The following is a 23,745-nucleotide window of genomic DNA, read 5'->3' as shown; positions in this document are numbered from 1 at the left end:
CTAAAATTAAGCCTCATCAAAACAAAGCAAAATCGGGAATTTCCCAGAATCGAGAAATTGCCACAAAAGCCTAGCAGTCGGTAAAAAATTTACAGCCAGTATTAATTTTTAAAGGAAGAATACAAAGTGATTCGCTCCAAGACGTAGCCTTCCAATTTAGAGGCTCGATGGGCTGCCGTATGTTGTGCCAAAGCGCGAGTCCAAGCGTGCTCGCCGATTGCAATTCTCTCAGCTTCCGGAGTTTCTTGAAGATCCTGTAAAGTATCGGCAGGCGACTCGGCAATCAGAATTTCTTTACCCATTTCAAAAATTGTTTCCAACCCCTACCAATAATCACTAATCATTGGAGTTCCACACGCAGATGCTTCAAATAAACGCCTGATGGGAGAATAATCTGCTTCAACCATATTAGTCCGTCTAATATTAAGAGTGAACAGTTGGAAAGGGTAAAACTAGCGGTGTCGAGCAGGTGGCAAATGCTCGATTTGCTCAACATTTTTGGGCAAGTTAATATTATTCGGATACTGTGGCCCTGCCACCACAAAGCGACCTTCTTGCTACTGATGAGCTGGAAGCAACAGATTGTCCAGGCTAGGCTGTCAGTCGCCCCGTGTAAGTTTCCCTATCGTCAAGATGCCAAAATTGAGGAAACTGTTCCTGATATCGCAATCCTAAATGATTTGTGAAGGCGAGTTCCCCGACTTCTTACGGAAGTCGGGAGCTGAACCGCTGGAATCTCACAAGGATTGCTATAGAACCTTACAAATTGATGAAACTCGGGTTTTAGGAAGGAATAATGTCAGTAGTTAAAGGAAGTTTTAATTAAAAATTTTCAAAGCATTTGAAGGATTTCTTTGGCAGCGCGATCGCAAACTCCCACTTCTCCCAATGAGGAGCGCATTTCTTGATAATCTGCAACAGTTTGCTGGCGACGTTCGGGATTGAGTAAGAGTTCTAAAGCTTCTTGGACAATGTTTTCTGGCGTAGCTTGATCTTGCAGCAATTCGGGCACAATCGACCGCATCATTACCAAGTTGGCTGGCGACATGAAGGGAATCGAGAATTTTAGAATATTACGGGCAATCCAATAGGTAAAGCGACTAACGCGGTAGAGAACCACCTGCGGCACATTTAAAAGGGCAAGTTCCAGATTTACAGTCCCCGACTTAGCGATCGCTAAATCAGCCGCCGCCAGAACTTCCTGACTTTTACCAGCAACCAGAGTTGCATTTAAACCATAACGTCCAATCGCCGCTTCAATTTGGAGCCGATAAGCTTCCAGAGACAAAGGAATCCAGAAATGAACTTGAGGCAGTTTGTTTTGGATCGCTTTCGCCGCCTCAAACATCACCGGCATCAGATACTTGAGTTCTTGAGGACGGGAGGCAGGAAGAAGCGCGATCGCAATTTGTTCTGACTCTATCTCTAAGATTCTTCGCGCCGCTTCTCGGCTGGGAGCCTTTTGCATCCGATCCACCAAGGGATGCCCCACCCAAGCAGCCGATGCCCCCCGTTTTTGGAAATATTGCGCTTCCTCTGGGAAAATTGCCAACACTTGGTCGCTAATCTCGATGATTCGAGTCGTGTCGCGCTTGAAGGGCGACCAAACCCATACCTGCGGCGTGATGTAGTACGCGACTGGCACCTGCGGCATCTGTTGCTGGATATAGGTGCCGACGCCAATATTTGGACCCAAGTAGTCAATTAACACCACCAGATCGGGCGGATTCTCTCGAAGGTACTGTTTAGCTCGACGCTGGACTTGTAAGGTCGGTAACACATAAGGGAGAGATTCAAAAAGCCCCACCGAACCAATCCCGCTGGTATTGCTCAAGAGAGTCGCACCCGCTGCCGCCATGCGATCGCCCCCCAAGGCAACAATTTCTAATTCCAAGCCAGTTGCCTGTGCTTGTCGATAAAGTGCCTCAATCAGTAGCGCCCCTTGCAGATCCCCTGAAACTTCACCAGTGCTGATAAATATACGCATTAATTTGGCAATGGGTAATGGGTAATCGAGTTTTGAGTTTTGAGTTGAGTTTTGAATGAAACAAATTACTTTGAACTCAAAACTCAGACGCGGTTTAGGGCGTCTCTACAACTTGTTTCCCAATTACTCTTCATCCTTATTCTTCGTTCTTTTCCCTGGAATCGGACCGCGCCGCCCTGGCGCTTGAGAAAGTTGCAGGAACCGGCGCAGGTGTTGCAAGTATTCGTTATCTGGGAGCAGATCCAGTTGTTCTAGGGATTGATTCAGGGGTAATCCAGAACGATAGAGAATCCGAAAAGCTTTTTTGAGAATTCCCAACTCAGCGGCAGATAAACCAGCGCGTTTAAGTCCCACCAAGTTGAGACTGCGTACCCGCGATGGATTTCCCTCTACGAGCAGATAAGGAGGCACATCGCGGTCAATGCGACTCATCCCACCCACCATTGCGCCTCGCCCGATGTGGACAAATTGATGAATCCCTAGGACGCCACCAATCACCGCCCGCGAATCAATCTGGACGTGCCCAGCGAGCGACACCGCATTGGAAATAATCACTTTATCTGCGATCGCGCAATTATGAGCAACGTGGACATAAGCCATCAACAAGTTGCCATTGCCAATTACCGTCGCTTCACCCTCGCCAGTTGCCCGGTTAATTGTGACATACTCTCGAATTCGATTACCATCACCAATTTTTACCCAGGTTTTAGCCCCGTCATACTTGAGGTCTTGGGGTTCTAAGCCAATTGCTGCCCCCGGAAAAATGTGATTTTGTGCACCAATTTCCGTTGGTCCCTCGATTACAACATGAGCGCCAATCGTGGTTTCAGCACCAATTTTTACTTGTTCTCCAATCACCGCATAAGGCCCAACTTGCACGCTGGGGTGTAGTTGAGCGTCAGGGTGAATTATCGCGGTGGGATGAATCATATACAGGACTGTTAGCGCTCTTCGGCGCGATCGCGCGGACTGTTAGCAAAGCACGGACTGAGTAAACAAAAGTGACAAGTCACAAATCAAAACTGAGGAATGAGGAATAAAGTTAGCGTTAGGAGTTATGAGTCAGAATTTAACCATCAGCTTCTTCAACTAATGTGCCATCAAACTTCTTTTCTCAAACCTGTTTTTTAGCCTGCGAATAGAGTAGCGCTAAGCAAACACTCCTCAGTCCTCATGACTGTTTTAGTCAACGATGGAAAACATCAGTTCGCCTTCTGTAGCCAATTGACCATCGACTTCGGCACGGGCGTGCATCTTTCCAAAACGACGCCGTTTGACACACAGCAGTTCCACGGTCATGACTAGCTGATCTCCCGGTACTACGGGGCGACGGAAGCGGACTTTATCAATGCCAGCAAACATAAATAAGCCGCTTTCAATATCTGGGAGTTGGGTCAATACGATCCCGCCCACTTGAGCCATTGCTTCCACAATTAATACCCCAGGCATAATCGGACGACCGGGGAAATGCCCTTGAAAATGGGGTTCGTTAAAGGTGACATTTTTGATGCCCACAGCCCTTTCTCCGGGCACGTACTCGATAATCCGATCCACCAATGCAAAAGGATACCGATGGGGCAGCAATTTTTGAATGTCTTCGATCGTCAGGATGGTTTTGGCAGCAGATTGGCTGTTTTGTGCTGTTTCTTCCCCGACATTCTTGGCTTGGGGCGTCGCAGTCTCAGCATCGGGTGTATTGACTTCAATCAGTGTGGACATGGGCTGTATGACAGGGATTAGAGGCTAGGGGCTAGAGTTGCGATCGCGCAGCCACTTTACACAGGCTCACTCAGTGCCACTCACAAAAGGGAGTAACTGCTGAGTGAGTTGGATATGCAGGTGATGGCTGGCTTTGTAGGCGAGGATATGAGCTTGCGGGAAATATCCCAGTAAACTTAAATCTCCTACTAAATCTAAAAGTTTATGACGCACTGGCTCATTTGAAAATCTTAAGGGAGGATTAAGCCATTCTTGTGAATCGCAAACCAGGGCATTTTCTAAACTTCCGCCTTTGATTAAACCTGCGGCTTGTAACTGCTCAATTTGGTGCGCTAGACCAAACGTGCGGGCGGGTGCGATCGCGTCTGCAAATTTTTCTTGCCTCGGCGTCCAGCTGTGCCACTGATTGCCAATTGCTGCTGAGTCGAAGTCAATTCCGTAGGAAAAGCGCAACTCCGGTGCGGGTAGGGCGGCGACAAAGGCATCGCCTTGATAGACCCATACGGGCTTTTCTAGCTTAAAAGTGGAATCGGGAATTCCTTCATCGTTATCGACCACGCCCGCTTGCGCGATCGCTTCCGCCCAAATCAGCGCTGAGCCATCCAGCAGGGGCACTTCCGGACCATCAATCTCAATTCGAGCGTTATCGACACCGCTGCCTGCTAAAGCGGCTAGCAGGTGTTCCACAGTCCGAACCCGCGCCTCTCCACTGCTAGCAAGTTCGGTGGAGAGGGTTGTCTGACTGACTGCTTCCACCCGCGCTGGAATCACGGGTGCCCCAGCCAGGTCAACTCTGACAAAGTAACGTCCCTCTCCAGCCGCCGCTGGTAGCACTCGGACATGGGTAGGGACGCCGCTATGTAGACCGACGCCAGATTGTTCAAAAGAGCCTTTTAGCGTGTGTTGTTTCATAATTAAAAATTAAAAATTAAAAACTAAAAATTGAAGAAATTCTCCTAATTTTTAATTTTTAATTTTACATTTTTAATTTTTAGAATCTCTCCCCAATTCCAAAGTGGAGGCGGCTGTCCCCTTCGTTATTAAAACCATAGTCGATGCGAATCGGGCCGAGGGGAGATTGCACGCGGACGCCAAGACCATAACCAAAGCCGCTTCCGGGCTTACCCCGCACCCCAGCCGGATCTCCGGGTACGGTGCTACCAGTCCCGAAATCGGTTGCGGCATCGACAAACAAAGCACCGCCCACAATCGAGAAAATAGGGAAGCGATACTCTGCGGTCGCTTGGATAAAGCTGCGACCGCTGCCGACATCTCCTTCCTCAAAACCCCGCACCGAGTTACTACCGCCTAGAGAGAAAGCTTCATAGGGAGGTAAATCGCCGAGGACGGTTCCGGCTTGAACGTTGAAAGCGAGCGCTTGTGGACCTGGGGAGAAGTTCGTATATCTGACAGGAAGATAGTAGCTATAGCTACCGCGCAGACGGTTAAACAGAATCCCTCCCACACCTACGGGGAGAGACTGTTCAACGCCTAGGCGCAGTAGAGATCCAGAGGTCGGAATTACGGCGCTGTTACGGCGATCGCGCACAACCCCAAATTGCAGGGTCAACAAGTCGTCTTTCCCTTCCCCACTAAAGCTCAAGTCGTTGCCTAGCTCATCCTTCGGGCTAATGTCGCCGTCGGAATTTCGGATCGAAACCCGTTGATACTGCAAGCCCAGACTCGCTCTCCATTCCGGATCTGCAAAAACATCTCGGGAAAGCGGACGGGTAAAGGTGACGCCACCCCCCAATCGCAGGACGCGGGGTCTGTCTCCATCGGGTAATTCCACCTCTGTGTCACCGCCATCAAAAATCAGCGAAATGGATCGGCGTCTGAACCCATTGACGGTGTAGGAAGTCCGGTAAGGATCGCCAGCAATCCAGGGATCTGTAAAGTTGACATCAAATAGCAGTTCTCGCTGACCGACCTGCAACTCTGCCCCCAGCTTCTGGTTATTGCCCCCCAGATTTTGCTCTTGATAGCTAATGGTGCCGAATAATCCACTGGCGGAACTAATCCCAGCACCCGCCGCCACTGAGCCGGTGTTCTTCTCAATCACGTCCACGACCACCACCACTTTGCGCGGATCTTGCCCCGGTCTGAATGAGAGTCGCACATCTTCAAAGATACCTAAGCGAAAGACTCGGCGCAGATCCCTTTCCGCTTTCGTCCGGTTAAAGACCTCTCCAGAATTCAGTTCGATTTCTCGCGTGATGATGAAATCGCGGGTGCGACCCCGGATGGGTTGACCCTCATCATTTGCGGGTTGTCCGTCTTTGTCGAGAAAGCGGACTTCAATATCCTCAATCAGTCCTTCTGCTACCTCTAGACGTACCGTGCCATCCTCAGCAATCTGGGGTGCGGCAACTACTTGTGCCAAGTCATAGCCGTTTTCTTTGTACCACTGGTTTATTTTTTTAATGCCTTCTTGCAGTTCGCGGATGTTGAGGGTGCGACCATACTGAGACGCGAAGGCGTCATCGATTACCTTTTGGGGGAGTGCCCGCTGATTTTGGTCGGCAGGGACGGGGACAACCACTACCTGACGCAAAACTGGGTTAGGTTCTACTACAAAGACGACACGGACACCCAGCGGGGTATCCTGTGGCTCTACTCTGGCGTTGCTGAAAAAACCTGTGGCGTAGATGGCATTCACATCTTCCTGTAACTGGCTCCGGGTCGCCGTTTGTCCGGGTCGGGTGCGAATTGCCTCATAAACTTCGTTTTCGAGATCCCCTTCTACGCCAGTAACAACGACTTCACCCACTAGCACTCTGGCTTCTGGCTGGTCGGTAGGCGCAGGTTGTACCGTTTCAGGCGTTGTTGCAGGTTGTCCACCTTCAGGGGTTGGTACAGGTTGTTCCCGTGGCTCTGGCAACTCAAGATTCGGCTCACCAGTCGTCCCTGGCGTGAGATCGAATTCAATGGTATCCGGCGTTTCTTGTTGCGGTGTTGATTCTTCGCCGGTGCGGGGAACCACTGGCTCTGTTTCCGGCGTGGGAGAGGATGGAGATTGGGTTGTGGGAGTTTGGCTGAGTACGGATGAGGGGGATTTTGCCCCTACAGGCTCTTTTGTTGTTGGAACGCTCATGGTGTTAACCACCACGTTATTGGCGGGTGGCGGTTCCCGACGACTGCTACTGGCGACCTCTACGCGCTCCGGTTTAACTGGGACGTTAACTGGGACGTTAACTGGGGCGGGTGCGGTGGTGGAGCGTGTAACAATCTCAGTGAGGCTGGGCGACGGTCTAAGCGCCCTCCCGGGCGGTGTCGTCTCTGGGGCACTCACAGCATTGACGACTACGTTATTGGTTGGTTGAGATTCTGGGCGATCGCGTCCTGCGTCAGCCTGGGTCTGCTCAATATAATCGCCATACCACGCTGTTCTCTCGGAGGTGTCCGACGAAGAATTTGTCGTTTGCCCTCTGGCAGGAAATGCTACACAGCAGGCAGATGAGGCAGCCAAAATCGTCAATAAAAAGGGAGATAAGCGCATTCTTTTACTCGTTTTCGACACTTCCACACACATTGAAAATAGAGACAAAAGTAAAAAAGCAAAAAGCCAAAGAAAGAATTTTTTCTGCTTTTACTTTTTACGATTTACTTGTTCGAGAACTCTTTTTAGAACTTGCTGGTAGGCATCTTCCACCTGCCCCAAATCCCGACGGAACCGATCTTTATCTAGCACTCGCCGGTCGGGATCGTCTTCAGACTCATCCCAAAGACGGCAGGTATCGGGGCTGATTTCGTCTCCCAGTCGTATCTCGCCATGCCGGTCAACGCCAAACTCCAACTTGAAATCCACTAGGGTAATCCGGCATTGGTGAAAAAAGTCTCTGAGGATTTCGTTAATCCGCAAGGCGCTACTTTGTAATTGGTCAAGCTGTTCTGGTGTCGCTAATTTCAATAACATCAAGCGATCGCGTGTTAACAAAGGATCTCCGAGATCGTCATTTTTAAAATAAAATTCCACCAGCGGATCGGGCAGGACGGTACCTACGGGCAACCCTGTTTGTTGACACAGACTTCCCGCAGCAATGTTCCTGACCACCACTTCTAGGGGCAGAATCTTTAACGCTTGGACGCGCATTTGGTTGGGTGCCGGACAGTCAATGAAGTGGGTTGGGATGCCCGATGCTTCCAAAACCTGGAACAAATAAGCGGCAATGGTGCAGTTAATTTCACCTTTGCCGATAATCTGACCGCGCTTTTTGGCATTAAAGGCGGTAGCTTCGTCTTTGAAGTGAGCCAGCAGAATGTCCGGATCGTCCGTGGTATAGAGAATCTTGGCTTTGCCTTCGTAAAGGTTGGTTGATTGGGCGGACATGGAGAGTCGTTATTTGTATTAATGGATCGTCGGCAGCAGCACAGAAGATTTTAATGCCTTAGGAGCCGAATGGCGTCAACATCTGGGCATCTGCGAGTAACTGGCATAATCTTTGATTAAGATAAGGTTAAATTTTGATTAATTTGTAATTAAAATAAGCGCAGCCCTTTGTGCAAAGATCACAATAGTGGTCAAGACTCGAACAAAACACCCGGTAAATCCTGATTCCAACAGCGGGCGATCGCAAGAAAGTTCTACCGACTCCAAGGTGGATCGGGCAACGGTCGGAATACCTCCCTGTTTCTGTTGCTAGCTTTTCCAGCTTGGGCAAAAAACAGGATTAACGATTGGTTCGTTTCTCACGCCAGTAGGTTGAGTAGTTTATCCCAAGGAGGTAATCTATGGCAGACCGCTCTGATTTTCTGTATCCTCGTAGTCGTTACTACGGTCAAGTCAAGCCAGAAAACCTGGTTTTTAACGCAAATTTGCAGGAATTTGCTCAACGGGTGAATTTCATCTGCAACCTGGAAACTGGGGGGAAAATTTCATCCTCCGAAGCCTACGAACAAATTAAGAGTCTCTGGAAGCAGTTGAAAAAAACCAAAAAGCAACTCGCCATCGGTGAGAACCCTTTCCAGAGTGGAGAGGATAATCCGGAAAGGTGAGGTGCAAAAGGGCAGCGTCTAGAGAATTTACGCCCATTCGCGAATAGCGATTAACCTCATTTGCTGGTCATCGTGTGGACTCCGTCCCAGGCATCTGAAGGCGGTTGCCGAAGGTAGTTCTTACACCGTTCCAAGTGGACGGTGACTGCCTGATCCGTGGGTCGTAGGCTGTAGGCGTCCTCAAAGTAGGCGATCGCTTTCTGGAAGCTTCTTCCCGTGTAGGCTGTACGCCCCAGATGATAGAGATCGAGAAACTTCTTCGTAGAATCGTCGAGATGCTGTCGATGGTCGCCGATCAACTCGTAAATACTAACGGCGGTATTTTTGCCCTTGACGCGGATTTTGTCTAACTCTCGCACCAAGATGCGATCGCGGCACAAGTTGTAGGTAAACTCGCTCAAGATAATATCGCAGCCGTACTCCTTGGTGACGCTTTCCAGGCGAGAACTCAAGTTCACCCCATCCCCAATCACCGTGTAGTCCATCCGTTTGTGGGAACCAATGTTGCCGGAAACGACTTCTCCAGAACTTAGTCCAATGCCAATATGAATTTGCGGCTGGTTTCCAAATAAACGGCGACGGTTAAACTCTGCCAACCGGCGGCGCATATCCAACGCCGACTGAACCGCCATCCAAGCATGATTTTCTGCCAAAGGCAGGGGCGCACCAAACACCGCCATCAAGGCATCGCCGATGAATTTATCTAAGGTGCCTTCGTGGTTAAAGACTGCCTCTACCATCGTTTCAAAATACTGATTCAGCAGCGAAACCACTTCCGAAGCCCCTAAATTTTCCGTCAGAGTGGTGTAGCCCCGGATGTCAGAAAATAAAATTGTCACCTCCTTGCGTTCGCTCATCATCAGCGCTTTATCGCCCAGTGCCATGACTTGCTCTGCTACTCTAGGCGTCATGTAGCGATACAAGGTAGATTTCATCCGTTTTTCGTGGCTGATGTCTTCCAAGACCACCAAGCCTCCTCTGACGCCTCCTTCCGGGTTGGTAAGGGGATTAACGGTGAGATTCATACTTCGTTCAATTTCCTGGACTTGATCGGCACTCAAAATCTGATGACAACTGTGGGTGGCGACAGTGCCAGGACTGCATGATTCATTCCAAGGAATGAAGATGTTTGGATTGATGCGATCGCGGATTGCCAGAATATGGACTCCAGTAGGTTCTCCCTCCGAGTGAGTCGCTTCCAAATTGAGAACTTCTGCTACCTGCTGACACTGGGCGCATTGTGCCTGCACGGACAAGTCTGGAATTGCTCCTACGGCTGCTACTGATGGCTGGTGGCTCTTCTCTAGATACAATCCTACTGTCAGGGTTTGCTCCGGCACATATTGCTTGGCACCCGTCTTCAGACTATCCTGGAGGCGAAACTGGAGATGTTCGATGGGCACCACATCCCAAACGAAACGACCGATTAGTTTCTGCTCCCATAGATGCTTGTTGTTTTTACCCGTGGTTTCCCGAATCGGGCACCCCAGCAACTCCAGTGCAGCTTCGTTAATCGTGACAATCCGTCCCTGCATATCTGTAGAGATGACTGCATCTGAGAGACTTTGCAGGATATCTTTTTGATACTGCTTTTCCAACAACACATTCTCGAAGAGCTTGGCATTTTCCAGCGCAATTCCCGCCTGGATATTAAATGCCTGCATAAACTCTTCATCTGAACTCGTGAAGCTGCCGGGTTGCTTGTTAATTAACTGCGTAACGCCGATTAATTCCATTGATGAATTAAATACCGGCATACACAGGATATTGCGTGTCAAATAACCCGTCCGTTGGTCGGCGCTGGGATCGAAACGCGGATCTTTATAAGCATCCGGGATATTTAGCGGCTGACGAGTGGAGGCAACATAACCGGCAATTCCTTTGTTAGAAGGAATGCGAATCGGGATGATCTCCGTGCCATCTTTGTTGGCAACTTTCGTCCAGAGTTCTCCCGTTTCTTTGCTCAGCATAAATAGGGTACTGCGATCCGCCTGCATCAGAATCCGCGCTTGCTCCATCACAAAGCGCAGAGTTGCTTCCAAGTCAAGACTTTGACCGAGATAGGTGGTTGCCCGCAACAGTGCCTCTGCCCCCCGCTGCTTGCGTGCCGCCATATAAAACGATTGGCAGCTTTCTAGGATAATGCCGATAGAGGCAGCAAAGTCGCGGAATCCCTGCTCATCCTCCTCGGTAAACGGCCCATCCCCAGCTTTATTTAATAGCTGAACGACCGCAACAATCTGGTTTTTGCTGCTATAAATCGGCATACAAAGCAGACTGTGGGTTCGGTAGCCCGGTCGCTCGTCAACTTCTTTGTTAAAGAGTGGGTGAGAGTAGGGGTCTGGAAGATTCAAAGATTCGCCGGTGCTGGCGACGTGACCGGCAACGCCAATATTAATGGGAATCCGGATTTGTTTGGTGGCTCTCCCAGTCTCCGTATCGGGAATTTTTGACCAAAGTTGATTTTTTTCTTCGTCTACTAAAAAAATAGTGGTGAGGTCTGCTTGCAGAATCTGACCCATTTTGAGGGTAAAGGCGTCCATGACCTGCTCCAGCATGGTTTCCAGCGCTTCGTTGTTGATCATGTCGATCGCCCGCAGAAACTGCTGGAACTCAGCGGTAATAAAGTCGAGTAAGCAGATAAATTCGCCGAATGACAGGTCTTTGACGCGCGAGGTCAGGGCGCTAGTACGATTGAGTTGCGTAAGCTGAGTTAACGTAGCCAGAACGCTGCCGGTATTAGAGAGTGTCATGGGGAGAAGCATTTGCAAGCTGTGGTTTTAGCTGTTAGCTGTTATTAGTATGCGATTCACACTTTTTTTAGATTCAATTTAGTCAAAATACCCGTAAAAGCCTAAAATCGCGATTAATTCTGTAAAGACTAGCCGAAAAACGCAAATTTTCGCATCTTTACGGGGAAAAGCGTTGTTCAATCTGGGTTTGTTTGGTCTCCACCTACTGAGCTAATCGTTAACGCTTAAAAAATAAGCACCCACTAACTTAATTTAACCTCGGAGACCTGAAATCCTCATCCGTAGTGTTTAGGAATATGTATTAAATAGGAGCATTTCAGGGTTCAGTTATCAGTTGTTTTTCGGAAACCCTGACTGCTAAACCCTGACTGTTGATGATTGAGTGTTAACGAATCGCTGTTTCGTAGTAATTTTGCAACTGGCGGGTGGCGGCAGCCCAACCCCAGCGTTCGGCTTCGAGGCGGGCATTTTGCCGTAGGGTTTCCCGTTCTTCTTGATGGGCCAAAAGGCGCTTGGTAGCAGCGATCGCTCCCTCTTCATCTTTTGGGTCAAATAAGTAACCGTTAACGCCATCAGTAACGATATCGGGAATCCCTCCGGAACGCGCGGCGACAACGGGACATCCGGCTGCCATCGCCTCCAACAGCACTAATCCTAAAGTTTCTGTGCGCGAGGGAAAAATAAAGGCGTCTGCTGAGGCAAAGGCTGAGGCGAGTTCAACGCCGGTCAGATAGCCGACGAAATGGGTGGGTGTCCCGGCAAAGTGTTGTTGCAAGGCTTGTCGATGGGGGCCATCTCCCACTAAGGCGAGACGCGCGTTGGGAATGGCTGCTAGGACGGGCTTAATGCGGTCAATTTCCTTTTCTGCGCCCAGACGCCCTACGTAGAGTAATAAGGGGCTTTCCGGGTGTCCTTGGCTAAGACGCGATCGCATTTCTCGGCTTGACAAGTGGGGCTGGAATAATTCTGTATCTACTCCTCGCTGCCACAAATCCACTCGCTGGATGCCGTGACTGGTAAGTTCCTGCACCATCGCCGTAGAAGTACAGAGATTTAGCCGCGCTTGATTATGGGCTGATTTGAGCAATTCCCACAGCACACCTTCTAACATTCCCAAGCCGTAATGCTGGAGATACTGGGGTAAATGGGTATGATAAGACGCTAGTAAGGGAATCTGCATCGCTTTGGCGTAATACAGACCCGCTAGTCCCAAAATAGCTGGGTTGACAACATGAATGATATCCGGTTGAAACTTCTCTAGTTGATAACCAATGGAGGGGCGAGGAAAAGCCATTTTCAACTCTGGATACCAAGGCAACGGGAAGCCAGAGACTCCGTAGATCCTGGCTCCTTTATATTCGGTTAACCCCCCATCTGGGGAAAAAATCAGCACTTCGTTGCCGCTGCGCTGTAAATGTTCAACGGTGTGGCGCAGGCGCGTCACAATGCCGTCAACCTTGGGCAAAAAGGTTTCGGTAAAAAGAGCAATTCGCATAATTCAGTGCTGAGGGATGAGGACTGAGGGCTGAGTGATAGATTTAAGCGCGATCGCGACTGAGGGCTAAGGACTCAATGAACGGTCAAGTCTGAGGAGTTATTAAAGTTTATCTGTCTTTTCAATGCAACAATTCAACCCAGCAAATTGCTTACCAGTTGCCACTCTCTCCTCTATCTCTCTTTTCACTCAGTCCGTGCTTCGCACCGCTTCGCTAACAGTCCTCAGTCCTCAATCCTGATTACTGACGGTGCCAAGAAACTTTGGGCATGATCTGATTTTTATCGACGCGGTGCTGGTACTTGACGGCAAAGTTGAGCAACGAGTCGAGTAGGGCGTCGGATAGATAGTGAGGTTGTAAGCCGAGATCGAGCAAATTGGTGTTTTTGGCGTTGAAGTAGTGTTCTTCTTTCTCGACTCTGGGATTGTCGAGGTTGTGGATATCAACATTCAGTCCCAAGGAATTCCCGGCTTTTTTCACCATTGCAGCTAAGTCACCGATGCTAAATAGTTCGGTGAATTGGTTGAAGACGCGGAATTCGCCGGGTTGGGCGGGGTTCGCGATCGCGAGTTCCATACATCGCACTGTATCTCGAATATCCAAAAAGCCTCTCGTCTGACCGCCTTTCCCGTACACCGTCAGGGGATGCCCAATTGCTGCTTGGATACAAAAGCGGTTGAGTGCCGTCCCAAAGACTCCATCGTAGTCCAGGCGGTTAATTAACAGCTCATCCATGCCCGTCTCTTCTGTCAAGACGCCGTACACGACGCCCTGATTCAAGTCGGTGGCGCGTAGCCCCCAAATCCGGCAAGCAAAGTGGATATTGTGGCTATCATGAACTTTGCTGAGGTGATACATCGATCCGGGCTGCTTCGGATAGGGCAAAGTATCCTTACGCCCGTTGTGTTCGATGGTGATGTAGCCTTCTTCAATATCAATGTTAGGTGTCCCGTACTCGCCCATCGTCCCTAATTTGACGAGGTGACAGTCGGGGAAATCTTCTTTGATCGCATACAGCAGATTCAGCGTCCCCACCACGTTGTTCACCTGGGTGACGACTGCGTGTTCTCGGTCAATCATCGAGAAGGGTGCCGAACGCTGTTCGCCAAAGTGAACGATTGTCTGTGGTTCAAACTGGTGCAGAGCTGACTGGAGGAACTCGTAGTTAGTGATATCCCCAATAAATAGGTCTATGGATTTGCCGGTGAGGTCCTTCCAGCGCTGAAGGCGTTGTTGAATGGGTGCAATAGGGGTTAGGGTATCTGCGCCTAGTTGCATATCCCAGTGACGCCGCACCAGGCTGTCTAGAATGCCGACTTCGTATCCTCGACTGGAAAGATAAAGCGCGGTTGCCCAACCGCAGTAGCCATCACCGCCAATAACCAAGACTTTCATACGGGTTCAATTAATCTTGCTTGCCAACACTCGGTAAATTTACCAGGTAATGGTACCTTCTAGACCATCGAAGTGAATTCCTTCTGAGCGATCGCCGGTACACCCCATCGAGCTTGTAGTCGTTTGCTTCTTTCTCGTATTTCTTCCCTCCTTCGTCATCAATCTTTGGGGGGAAAGCGTTGTTGTCCCAGTGGCGGCGACCCAGCAATCAGGGCGACCTAGCAATCAGATGTGAAAGTGTCTCCAAGACCTCCAGATTGAAAGTTGAAGGTTCCTAGCGACAAGGAACCTTCAACCTTTAGCTTTGAACCCTTTACACCTTCACTTCCTCGGCAAAACTTCCCCAACGGACGAACTCGAAAGGACCCCCGACCGATCCCCAAATATGCTCATCGGTTTCGGGATCGCGTCCCCGATCGAGACTGATAAACCTGTTTTCGTCAATCTCAAAGGTGCTGTCGAGATAGGTGTTTTGACCTTTGCGAACCACCATACAACCTTTACCGGGTTCGACGTAACCTTTGAAGCTGTGACCTGTCCATTCGACGATCATGTTACAGCCTGGTAATTTTTCCAGTTGGTCTGCTTTGAGGTTGTGCAGGCGCTTGGGGTCGCGGGAGGCACCATAAAATTGTTCTTCATTCTTAACTGTGTAGTTTTCAATTTCGATGCGATCGCCATTCGTAATTAACTTTAAAACCCGCAGCCGATATGGGTCATTAATCATATAGTCATACGCTTGTTCCACCAGGAAACTCACGCCCGACAACAGTTCCAGGGGTAGAGGACGCATACAGACGCGGATATGGGCAAAGATGGGAGGATTTTCAAATGCTTGTGCTTGGTTGCTGAAATCTGCTGCCATCCAGCGAGCTAAGGTAGCAATATCAGTAGAATGCGTCATTGTTTATTAAAATGCCGTTGTTGAGAAATGATCCCCCTTATTTTAAGATGCGCGATCGCTCCTCCTAAAGTTTCTTGAAACGATGAAGCCATTAGAACGAATGCAGTTGTCTTTGACGGGGCTTTCTGTCGGAGATGCCTTGGGTGAAAGGTTTTTTGGGTTGGTAGAGGAACTGAACGAAAGAATCCAACAGCGTCAAGTTCCTCCCAGACGCTGGTGCTACAGTGACGATACCGAGATGGCACTGTCTATCGTGGAGACAGTGTGGCGTTATGGGAGGATAGATCCCGATGCTCTTGCCGCAGCGTTTGCCGAACGCTTCAACCCTTCTCGCGGCTACGGTGCAGGGGCGCAGCAGCTGTTAACAAGGCTGCAATGGGGCGCAGACTGGCGCACGGCAGCTTCGGAGATGTTCGGGGGTACTGGTTCTTATGGCAATGGTGCAGCGATGCGGGTAGCACCGTTAGGCGCTTATTTTGCTCACGATCTAGACGCAGTGAGAGAAAACGCGATACTCTCAGCGCAACCAACACACGCTCATCCAGAGGGAATTGCTGGAGCGATCGCTGTTGCAGTTGCGGCTGCGATCGCTTATAGGGTGGGTGAAGGTGAATTGATGTCTGGAGAGCAATTTCTCCAACAGGTTGCTCTGAATGTCCCGGAAAGCGAGATTCAGAGCAGCATTCGGCAAGCGATAGATATTCCGAGCGATCGCTCTCCACCTGTGGTAGCGCAACAACTGGGTTCCGGCTACAAAATTTCAGCTCAAGATACGGTGCCTTTTGCCCTTTGGTGTGCCGCCCATCATTTGGAAGACTACCAGGAAGCTTTCTGGGCGACAATTAGCGGTTTAGGCGACATGGACACAAATTGCGCCATTGTAGGCGGGATTGTTGCCCTTTCCGCACGCCAAAAAGGAGTCCCTACCTCGTGGATTCAGGCGAGGGAACCGTTACCAGATAATTTTTCAAGCATTTTTGCTGGCGAAAGTCATTAAAAATGCAAAATCAAGTTAAAAAACTGAACGCGCTACCCGTTTTAGGTAGATGCACAGGAGATACACACAAGATTTTCTTACTCCCCTCTCCGTGAAGCTCGATGGGCGGGGAGTGAGGTTTTTCCTATCGCCTTCAAACAGGTTTAAGCTTAAGAAAAAATCCCCTTTTTGTTATTTTTTTTTAGGTTCCTCTATTTGGGCTGGGCACACTGCTTGATAGAAATCCCCGATGATGCTTCCCGATTGAATTTTTGCTTCTAGCAGCTTGTCGTTTTTACCTACATCGATATCCCCGACAATTCGACCGCTTTGGTCAAAACGAATAGACCGACGCCATCGGAATAAGCCTTTTTTACACTCTATTGCATGAAAATTGTCTACTCCAATCGCACCATCTGCTTCCGGAGCTTTAAATAGATTCCGTCGCCAGAATTCCACAAGATTTCCCTGACGAACAATCCGCGCGTCGTCGATATAGATAGGAGTGTTGTCGAGGGTTTTGCTTACGGGTACCCAAGCCGCGATCGCTCTTGACGTAGCAATCATTGTCATCAAGCCGATCCCGGATACTATAGCGAGACGCGAATGTTGGAAGGTAAGCAACTTAGTCATGAGATTGCAAAGATTATCGAGATGAATTGAAGGGTGAGAGATGTAAGCGTTAACTGTTTTTAACGCCTGCTTTTGAGTCGGAACAATAGGAACTGAGTCGTCTGTTTATCTTGGAAATTATCGTCACTGACTAGAAGTAAACTTTGGCTACCATCCGGCAAGCGGGGGCCAAAAGTCATGCCTTCCAAATTGCCCAACGGAATGCCTATTTCATCCAAGTCCAACAGCAACTTTTTCTTCACTGGCTCAATCCCAGTAAGCTCACCTTTAAGGCTGGGGACACTAGAAATATCTGTTGCCCCGCCCATTGCTGCCTGATAAATTCTCACCCTGTAACCTAACAGACTCAAAGAACGTTCCAAGGTGAGGAAGTGCCCCCCTGCATCTAAAGATAAAAATTCCGGCAAGCCATCTTTGAGTGCCCCACTCGGAGGCGGTTCCATTTCGTATAAATGTTCGGCAATCAGCAGCGGCGGGCCATCGCTGAGCAAATAGTGCAAGATCCGACATTTTGCTCCCTGCTTTGAACTAATTGCTTCGCTATCCTGCATCAATGATGACTCAGTGGCAGTAAATAGACGAAACGGTTCCCCGGTTGCTGGGAGAGTACCGACGGGATTGAGCGTCAGGGCTTCAAACCCCAGGTTATTCTGGATGCCACGAGTCTGGGTTGTATTGCCACTGACATCGGGAAGATAGCGTTCCGGGATGGGTAAGTTCTGCCGCAGACGTCCAGTTTTTAAGTCAAATTCCCCGATAAAGGGGGCAATGCCATCGCGGGCGACACCTTCGCTAGAGATAAATACCGATTGTTGAGGAGACACGGCAATCCCTTCTGTATCCAGCGTACTCTTGGGATAGGTGTTGCCATCTTCCTTGGTTAGAAAGGTAACGTTCTCAACTTCTACTTTCTGGATGCCGATTTTGCCATCGCTGGCGTCATCGATAACCATGTTGAGAGTGTAGAACCGGGCTGGGGCAAACTTGCTGCGATCATCTGAAATTGCGTAAAAACGGTTCTGCTTTCGGTCGTAGGTCAGCCCTGATAAGCCGGAAACAGGTGTATCCTTAAATTTCGTCTTGGGCAGCTGGTATTCCCCCAAAAAGTCGAGGGATAGATCCAGAAAAACTCGATCTTGTGTCATTCCTGGCTGGACTCCGCAGGAAGTGACAAAAGTCAATAAGGCGATCGCTATCCCCAGCACCCAAGATCGTGGTCTAAATTGCCCACCGTTCACCAGCTTTCTCCTAAACTTCACAACAAGCGCGGAAACTATCGCTTTACTGTAGCAGTCAGTTGGGTGAGAAACGCTACAACTTCTGATATTAACCAGGTCTGCTTGTATAGTTTGTTATTAACAATTTAAACTGCTCGCGCTAAAAATATTATGCAGAATTTGCTTGCTCGTCTGTGGTTGCAGCAACGTCGCTCAAGCGCTTTAGGACTGGGAATTGCTGCCGTTTTGTTCCTACTGTGTTCCGGTTCTGCCGGATGGGCAGCAACTGCGGCGGATAATAAACCCAAACCCAACCCCTTAGAGATAACGACACCCGATCCGCTGCTGCCGCAGCCGCAGGTAGATCGTCCCCTGACTCTTCAAGAAATCAGCCAACTCAGGCAGGCTCTGGATGAATTAAATGCCCAGGCAGCTGCTCAGCTTAAAGCCGGTAATGCACCGGCAGCGTTTGAAATTTGGTATCGGGAATTGCGATTGCGGCGATCGCTAGGGACGGTGGAAGAGGTAGAAGCGCTAGGACGGGTTGGCGCGATCGCTTGGGAAAATAATCAAAAACTTGATTTGCAAATCATCACCAAGCGTCTGCAAGCAATTCAGGATCGGGCTTTTGGCAGGACACCAGAGCCGAAAGGCAAGCCGCGCCAGCAAACAAACCAAAATGGAGGCAAAACCGAAGAAATTGTTTTGTCTTCCCCTGTCTCCGCAGTGGACATAAAGCTGTTGCAAGCTTTGGGTCAAGCTTACCAGCAGATACGACTGCCAGCCCCCGCGCTAGAAGATTATCAGCTGTTGCTGGCTGATGCACGGCAGCGCCAAGATAAAGCCACAGAAGAGGCAATGCTGAAAATCATTGCCCAATTGCACCTGAACTGGTTTGATTATCCTAAGGCAGCGGCAACTTATGAGGAATTGCTGAGTTTTGCCACTCAACAGGGCGATACGGTCAACCAAGTGGTTTATCTGCAACAGCTGACTTACATTTACGACAAGGCGAAGCAACCGGAAAATTCTTTAAAAGTGAAGCAACGGCTGGCAGAAAGTTACCTCGCCATTAATGATTTAACTCAGATACCAGCGTTGAAGATAGCGATCGCTACCGATTACGAAGCTCTCAAAGAACCAGACGAAGCGAGTAAAAACTACCAAGAAGCCTATAATATAGCGTGGTCTTTACAGCAGTTTGCTTCTGCCAGCGAAGCTTTGAAAAAACTAGGAGATCTCTACCGAACTTATAAACAACCTGAATATGCTTTGCAGGTTTATCAAACTCTTTTGCAGGTAGAGCGGCAGTCCTACGATTACTATAACTTGATGAAAACCTACGACCAAATCGGTCAGATTTATCTAGAACGCGGGGACTTAGCGCCAGCAAAAGCAGCGTTTGAACAAGGGTTGGAATTGGCAAGGTCGTTAAAGTATCAGGAAACTTACTTTGCCAATCAGCTAGCGCGAGTGACTCAGCAAGGTTCGCAGTAGATATCGGTTCAGAGAAAAGCGATCTCTTGTTATCTATAAGCCGCAAGCATTTCCAATCCCTAGTCAAAAATGGTCTAACTGGGCATTCTGCCCTTACAGGCGTTTGTCCCAGCAAAACAGAAAGTTTTATATTCCTTCAGAGAGAGCTAAGACCTCAGGAAGTTTCCCACCGAAGATTGATTCTGTTTGTTTTGGAAATTGATAACTTTATAAACATAAAGACAGCGCGGTTCTGAGCCTAAGTATTAAATATTAGAACTGCTATCAAAATTATCTCCCTTCCTGAGATAGTCTTTCTCCCTTGGTTATAGACTTCTGTGATTTGGTGTTTGCTCTTAGAGCCAAGTAGAAATCCTTGGTTCGTTTTTTTACCACAAAAAGAGTACATCTTACTTTTGTAAAAATGCAAGCGTGAGTTAAGTCACGGTTATAGAAATCAAGAAAAAAACTGTAAAGGTAAGGTTAATTTCTATCTTCCAGGAAGGTTTTCTGGATGTTTTAGTGGCTTACATCAGTTGTCTTTCGTCAGCTAGATAGTAATTCCACAAGCGTTTTACCTAGATATTCATACTGCGCCGGAGTGTTGTAAACTTGAGCTGAAATCCGAATCAGCTGTTTGGGAGGTGCAGGCCAATAAATCACCGGCACCTGAATCCCAAAGTGATCGCATAACGCATCTTGTAGTGGCGGCGTTATTTGCATTTCTCCTGGGCTGTCCGGTATTTCATCCGGCAATGGCACGGTTGCCATCGAACCAATCATCTCATCGGGACACGGTGGCGACACCTGTAGCGTTTCGCAAAGTAGTTGTCGTGCTGTTAATGCCATTGCTCGGTTACGCGCCATCAATTCGCGCCATCCCCCCGGCAACAGCGAACCCAAAAACCGAATTGCCTCTGCGACACACAGATAAGCGCTGGGATCGTCGGTGCCCATCCAGTCGAATTCTAGATGAAAGCGCGATCGCTCTTTTCGGGGCGAGTTGGCACCATGACTAATCGTTAGCGGACGAATTGCCGATTGCTTGTCGCGCCGCACATATAAAAATGCGGCTCCTTTGGGGGAACACAACCACTTATGACAGTTACCAGTGTAATAAGTCGCTCCAAGTTCCCGCAGATTCAGCGGCAGCATCCCCGGCGCATGGGCACCGTCTATCAGGGTATCGACGCCGCGCTCTGCCAGTTGGTGAGCAAGCTGTTGGATGGGAAAAATTAGCCCTGTCTGGCTGGTTACATGATCTAGCAGCGCTAACTTTGTTCTAGGTGAAACCCGCTCCATCACAGCTTCGATGACTTGTTCTGGGGATGTGATGGGGAAAGGCACGGTTGCCACGACTATCCGCGCCCCAGTCCGACTGGCAATGAAATTGAGCGCATTGCGGCAGGCATTATATTCCTGATCTGTTGTCAGTAATTCGTCGTCTGGGGAGAAAGCAAGCGATGCATCGCTCGGATCGGCTAAGCCAAGCGATCGCAATATCGCATTCACTCCAGTTGTCGCATTCGGGACAAATACCAACTCTTCTGGATCGGCACCTACGAACTGAGCTAACTCATCCCGTGCAGCATCCAGCAGCGGTTCAAACTCGCGCACAAAAAATCGCAAAGGTTCCCTTTCCAGTTGCGCCCGGTAGCGTTGTTGGGCTTCCAGAACTGGTAGCGGGCAAGCACCAAACGAACCATGATTCAGGAACGTTACGGCTGGGTCAAGCGACCATAACTTCTGAAATTCTGAATGGCGAAGGATGAAGTCTGAAATTTTCTCTTTCATGCTTCATCCTTACAATTAAATTAATTAAACTCCCCAGGCAAGATTCGAACTTGCGACCAATCGATTAACAGTCGATCGCTCTACCACTGAGCTACTGAGGATCGTTCACTCAATCTTTTCAACAGTTACTAATATTAGCGAGTGCCAATATAACTTGTCAAGCCCTTTTATAGTTTTCTGAGAAATTTTTTTGAGCCGAATGAATGTTCAGTTATTTCTGGTTCAAACGCCACTCAGCCAGACGCTCGCGAGCTTTAGCATCCAGGGAATTCGCTAAAAAACGCCCCGACGAATGTTTCTTGGGTCTATTTTTGCGTATAACCGCACGAGCGGTTAATTCTACGTCGTAACCCAGCTGTTGCGCTGACATCCATTCTGCGCCATACCCCACTACTGTTAATTGCTGCGCCCGATCTGATGTAGCGACAATCAAGCGCCGTGCCGATCTGTAGGGATTGTAACGAAAGGAGGCACAGGTTTTTTCGATGTAAGTATCTGCTGTCTGTCCAAAATCCGTGTAATAGACTGATAGCTCGTGGGTGATAGATTCACAATTACTGCGCGTGTCTTGATACTGGGCATCAAATACAACTTGAGTTTCAAAGCCCTTAAAAGCGCTGTAATTGACCAAAGCCTCAATTAATTCAAGACGAGCGGCTTCTAGCCCATTGCGATCGCGGGTTCTTTGCAGGTAAGACCATAGTCCAATGACGTTGTAGCCGTCAACGAGCAAAACAGCCTGCGGGGATGGGCGTTGCATTGTTTTAAGCCAAGATTTTTTTAGGTGAAAATAACTATTTCATCATCTTAACAATATAGTCAAGTCAGTTCTGTCGTCCTTTTTGCAGAACTAGCCAAAGCTTGCCTAAAAATAGTCTTTGTTTACAAAGGGGAATCTTGGGTTTGTAGGAGGCGTTGTCTTAAGCGTTTTGGCTCTCCTCGATCCACAACGCAGCCCTGCTCCAGCAAGAATGCACCGTCGGCATAATTTAACTCATCTAATCGATGCGTGACCCAAAGGGCAGTCAGACCCCGGCTTTTCACCAAGCTTTGCACTTGCGCGACTAAATCCAACTGAGAATCCGGATCGAGCAGGGCGGTGGGTTCATCTAATAGTAAGACTTCCGATCGGCGGGCGATCGCACCGGCAATGGCAATTCGCTGTTTCTGACCCCCACTCAGAGCATAGATGGGGCGTCGTTCCAGCGCGAGTAAATTAACCGCTGCCAGTGCTTGCTCTACCCGCCCGCGTATCTCAGCGGGCGAGAGATTTTCCTCCACCAGCCCAAAGGCAACATCAGCCCCGACTGTTGGCATCACCAACTGATGATCGGGATTCTGGAAGACAAAGCCAATTGGGTTTAATATCTGAATTTCTCCTGCTTGGGGACGCAACAGCCCAGCCAGTAATCTCAACAATGTTGATTTTCCACTGCCGTTGGTGCCCAAAAGCATCCAGAATTCACCCTTGGGCACCTCCAGAGAACAGGAATCTAAGACTTTCTCCCCTTTAGGCCAGTTGAAGCAAAGGTCTTTGACTTGAATGGCAGGCTTGACCATTTCGACACCAGCAGGAAACGTGTTCATTCAGCGAGGGCGAAGAAGCCGGGAGGTCTTCCAGCCGATGCTGTGCTGGATTTCTGAGATATCTGAACGGCAACAATCTCGCTACTGAGAATGCCGATTTTTTTCTCCGGCTGGCGTTCGCAAGTGAGTTCTAACAGTTGCGCGTTGCCAGAGCGGATTGCATTCAGAATTTCTTGGTAAACGCTTTGGGCATCTTCGTCTGACTTCCGTTGCACCGACAACGACATCGGCGTATTTTTCAAAATTAGGTCGATTGTAAACATGAGTTAAGCAATTGCAATTAAATATCGGCTCCACATCCCTAGTATCTCAGACGCGAGCCAGTTGCTGCCCGATGGGAAAATTCGTTGAGCAGGGGAGAAAGGATTTCATCTTCGCCTCTATCTTGGCGTTGGTAAGTTTCGCTAATCCTTTACTAGCCTGGACTTTAAGCGCACTCACCCCCTGAACTGTCGCGAGTGATGAACATCTGCGATCGCATCTGTCGCCCCTACCGCTAAATATTAAAATGAGTTAAATAAATTTACCCAAAACTGTGCAAGTTGGACATAATAAGATTAAACTCAGTAAAGAATCGTAAACTAGATTGACATCCTAGTTTGTTTTCTGCGTAGCCCATCTAGTGACAGATGGAGCCAGCAGAAACCGCGATGACTGTACTTATAACTAACCTGTTTGGAGATTTGCTGTCATGACTATCGCAGTCGGACGCGCGCCAAGTTCAAGAGGGTGGTTTGACGCCATTGACGACTGGCTCAAGCGCGATCGCTTCGTATTTGTCGGCTGGTCCGGCCTACTGCTATTCCCCTGCGC

General features: G+C 49.0%; 20 protein-coding genes, 1 tRNA gene and 2 pseudogenes. 5 read left to right on the top strand and 18 right to left on the bottom strand.

Features of this window, described 5'->3' with window-relative positions:
* Nucleotides 1-101 precede the first annotated feature (101 nt).
* Nucleotides 102-422: pseudogene (locus H6F52_RS14230) on the bottom strand (glycosyltransferase).
* A gap of 54 nt (nt 423-476) precedes the next feature.
* Between H6F52_RS14230 and H6F52_RS14225 the strand changes: the two are divergent.
* Nucleotides 477-686: a hypothetical protein gene (locus H6F52_RS14225; protein WP_190527586.1), complete on the top strand. Its 210-nt coding sequence runs from the start codon at nt 477-479 to the stop codon at nt 684-686.
* Nucleotides 687-832: 146 nt separating this feature from the next.
* Here H6F52_RS14225 and lpxB read toward each other — a convergent pair whose 3' ends face one another.
* The 6 genes from lpxB to purC all read right to left on the bottom strand — a co-directional run bounded on the left by lpxB (nt 833) and on the right by purC (nt 8,036).
* Nucleotides 833-1,987 carry a lipid-A-disaccharide synthase gene (gene lpxB / locus H6F52_RS14220; protein WP_190535670.1) on the bottom strand — a complete coding sequence of 385 codons (1,155 nt, stop codon included), beginning with the start codon at nt 1,985-1,987 and terminating at the stop codon, nt 833-835.
* A gap of 123 nt (nt 1,988-2,110) precedes the next feature.
* Complete coding sequence (gene lpxA / locus H6F52_RS14215) at nt 2,111-2,917, bottom strand: acyl-ACP--UDP-N-acetylglucosamine O-acyltransferase (RefSeq protein WP_190535668.1); 807 nt, start codon at nt 2,915-2,917, stop codon at nt 2,111-2,113.
* Between the two features lie 252 nt (nt 2,918-3,169).
* On the bottom strand, nt 3,170-3,706 hold the full coding sequence (gene fabZ / locus H6F52_RS14210) for a 3-hydroxyacyl-ACP dehydratase FabZ (protein WP_190411736.1): 537 nt from the start codon (nt 3,704-3,706) through the stop codon (nt 3,170-3,172).
* Nucleotides 3,707-3,772: 66 nt separating this feature from the next.
* Entirely contained in the window at nt 3,773-4,618 is an 846-nt protein-coding gene (gene lpxC, locus H6F52_RS14205; protein WP_190535666.1) for a UDP-3-O-acyl-N-acetylglucosamine deacetylase, read from the bottom strand.
* A 79-nt stretch (nt 4,619-4,697) separates the two neighbouring features.
* Nucleotides 4,698-7,205 carry a BamA/TamA family outer membrane protein gene (locus tag H6F52_RS14200; RefSeq protein WP_190535664.1) on the bottom strand — a complete coding sequence of 836 codons (2,508 nt, stop codon included), beginning with the start codon at nt 7,203-7,205 and terminating at the stop codon, nt 4,698-4,700.
* 90 nt (nt 7,206-7,295) lie between these two features.
* Nucleotides 7,296-8,036 (bottom strand): phosphoribosylaminoimidazolesuccinocarboxamide synthase, encoded by a 741-nt coding sequence (purC, locus tag H6F52_RS14195; protein WP_190535662.1) that lies wholly within the window; start codon nt 8,034-8,036, stop codon nt 7,296-7,298.
* Nucleotides 8,037-8,437: 401 nt separating this feature from the next.
* Between purC and H6F52_RS14190 the strand changes: the two genes are divergently transcribed.
* A complete protein-coding gene (locus H6F52_RS14190) occupies nt 8,438-8,701 on the top strand; it encodes a hypothetical protein (RefSeq protein WP_190411740.1) in 264 nt (87 codons plus the stop codon).
* Nucleotides 8,702-8,757: 56 nt separating this feature from the next.
* On the opposite strand, the gene H6F52_RS14185 is transcribed toward H6F52_RS14190, so the two are convergent.
* The 4 genes from H6F52_RS14185 to H6F52_RS14170 form a co-directional block, all read right to left on the bottom strand.
* Nucleotides 8,758-11,454, bottom strand: a complete 2,697-nt coding sequence (locus tag H6F52_RS14185; RefSeq protein ID WP_190535660.1) for a GAF domain-containing protein — start codon at nt 11,452-11,454, stop codon at nt 8,758-8,760.
* Nucleotides 11,455-11,839: 385 nt separating this feature from the next.
* Nucleotides 11,840-12,949 carry a glycosyltransferase gene (locus H6F52_RS14180; RefSeq protein ID WP_190535658.1) on the bottom strand — a complete coding sequence of 370 codons (1,110 nt, stop codon included), beginning with the start codon at nt 12,947-12,949 and terminating at the stop codon, nt 11,840-11,842.
* A gap of 241 nt (nt 12,950-13,190) precedes the next feature.
* The gene (locus tag H6F52_RS14175) at nt 13,191-14,345 is read right to left on the bottom strand and encodes an NAD-dependent epimerase/dehydratase family protein (RefSeq protein ID WP_190427239.1); all 1,155 of its coding nucleotides are present in this window, start codon (nt 14,343-14,345) and stop codon (nt 13,191-13,193) included.
* 313 nt (nt 14,346-14,658) lie between these two features.
* The gene (locus H6F52_RS14170; protein WP_190411745.1) at nt 14,659-15,249 is read right to left on the bottom strand and encodes a chromophore lyase CpcT/CpeT; all 591 of its coding nucleotides are present in this window, start codon (nt 15,247-15,249) and stop codon (nt 14,659-14,661) included.
* An 82-nt stretch (nt 15,250-15,331) separates the two neighbouring features.
* Here H6F52_RS14170 and H6F52_RS14165 point away from each other — a divergent pair, with 82 nt between their 5' ends.
* A complete protein-coding gene (locus H6F52_RS14165) occupies nt 15,332-16,246 on the top strand; it encodes an ADP-ribosylglycohydrolase family protein (RefSeq protein ID WP_190535656.1) in 915 nt (304 codons plus the stop codon).
* A 171-nt stretch (nt 16,247-16,417) separates the two neighbouring features.
* Here H6F52_RS14165 and H6F52_RS14160 read toward each other — a convergent pair whose 3' ends face one another.
* Both H6F52_RS14160 and H6F52_RS14155 read right to left on the bottom strand, forming a co-directional pair.
* Nucleotides 16,418-16,798 (bottom strand): surface-adhesin E family protein, encoded by a 381-nt coding sequence (locus H6F52_RS14160; protein WP_206754036.1) that lies wholly within the window; start codon nt 16,796-16,798, stop codon nt 16,418-16,420.
* A 119-nt stretch (nt 16,799-16,917) separates the two neighbouring features.
* Nucleotides 16,918-18,096 (bottom strand): esterase-like activity of phytase family protein, encoded by a 1,179-nt coding sequence (locus H6F52_RS14155; protein ID WP_347276215.1) that lies wholly within the window; start codon nt 18,094-18,096, stop codon nt 16,918-16,920.
* A gap of 150 nt (nt 18,097-18,246) precedes the next feature.
* Between H6F52_RS14155 and H6F52_RS14150 the strand changes: the two genes are divergently transcribed.
* Complete coding sequence (locus tag H6F52_RS14150; protein ID WP_190535653.1) at nt 18,247-19,572, top strand: tetratricopeptide repeat protein; 1,326 nt, start codon at nt 18,247-18,249, stop codon at nt 19,570-19,572.
* Between the two features lie 525 nt (nt 19,573-20,097).
* Here the strand turns inward: H6F52_RS14150 and H6F52_RS14145 are convergent.
* The 5 genes from H6F52_RS14145 to H6F52_RS14125 all read right to left on the bottom strand — a co-directional run bounded on the left by H6F52_RS14145 (nt 20,098) and on the right by H6F52_RS14125 (nt 23,195).
* Nucleotides 20,098-21,345 carry an aminotransferase class V-fold PLP-dependent enzyme gene (locus H6F52_RS14145; RefSeq protein WP_190535652.1) on the bottom strand — a complete coding sequence of 416 codons (1,248 nt, stop codon included), beginning with the start codon at nt 21,343-21,345 and terminating at the stop codon, nt 20,098-20,100.
* A gap of 29 nt (nt 21,346-21,374) precedes the next feature.
* Nucleotides 21,375-21,446: transfer RNA gene (locus tag H6F52_RS14140), tRNA-Asn, on the bottom strand.
* A 110-nt stretch (nt 21,447-21,556) separates the two neighbouring features.
* Nucleotides 21,557-22,105 (bottom strand): NYN domain-containing protein, encoded by a 549-nt coding sequence (locus H6F52_RS14135; protein WP_190411750.1) that lies wholly within the window; start codon nt 22,103-22,105, stop codon nt 21,557-21,559.
* A 122-nt stretch (nt 22,106-22,227) separates the two neighbouring features.
* A complete protein-coding gene (locus H6F52_RS14130; protein ID WP_190426205.1) occupies nt 22,228-22,905 on the bottom strand; it encodes an ABC transporter ATP-binding protein in 678 nt (225 codons plus the stop codon).
* Nucleotides 22,906-22,928: 23 nt separating this feature from the next.
* Nucleotides 22,929-23,195 carry a hypothetical protein gene (locus H6F52_RS14125; RefSeq protein WP_190411751.1) on the bottom strand — a complete coding sequence of 89 codons (267 nt, stop codon included), beginning with the start codon at nt 23,193-23,195 and terminating at the stop codon, nt 22,929-22,931.
* A 428-nt stretch (nt 23,196-23,623) separates the two neighbouring features.
* Here H6F52_RS14125 and H6F52_RS14120 point away from each other — a divergent pair.
* Nucleotides 23,624-23,745, top strand: a pseudogene (locus H6F52_RS14120) (photosystem II D2 protein (photosystem q(a) protein)); the annotation flags it as partial.

The sequence above is a fragment of the Coleofasciculus sp. FACHB-542 genome (assembly GCF_014695825.1).
Lineage (GTDB): Bacteria > Cyanobacteriota > Cyanobacteriia > Cyanobacteriales > FACHB-T130 > FACHB-T130.
Note: the sequence above shows the minus strand (reverse complement) of the source record. Positions and strands in the feature narration are given on the sequence as shown.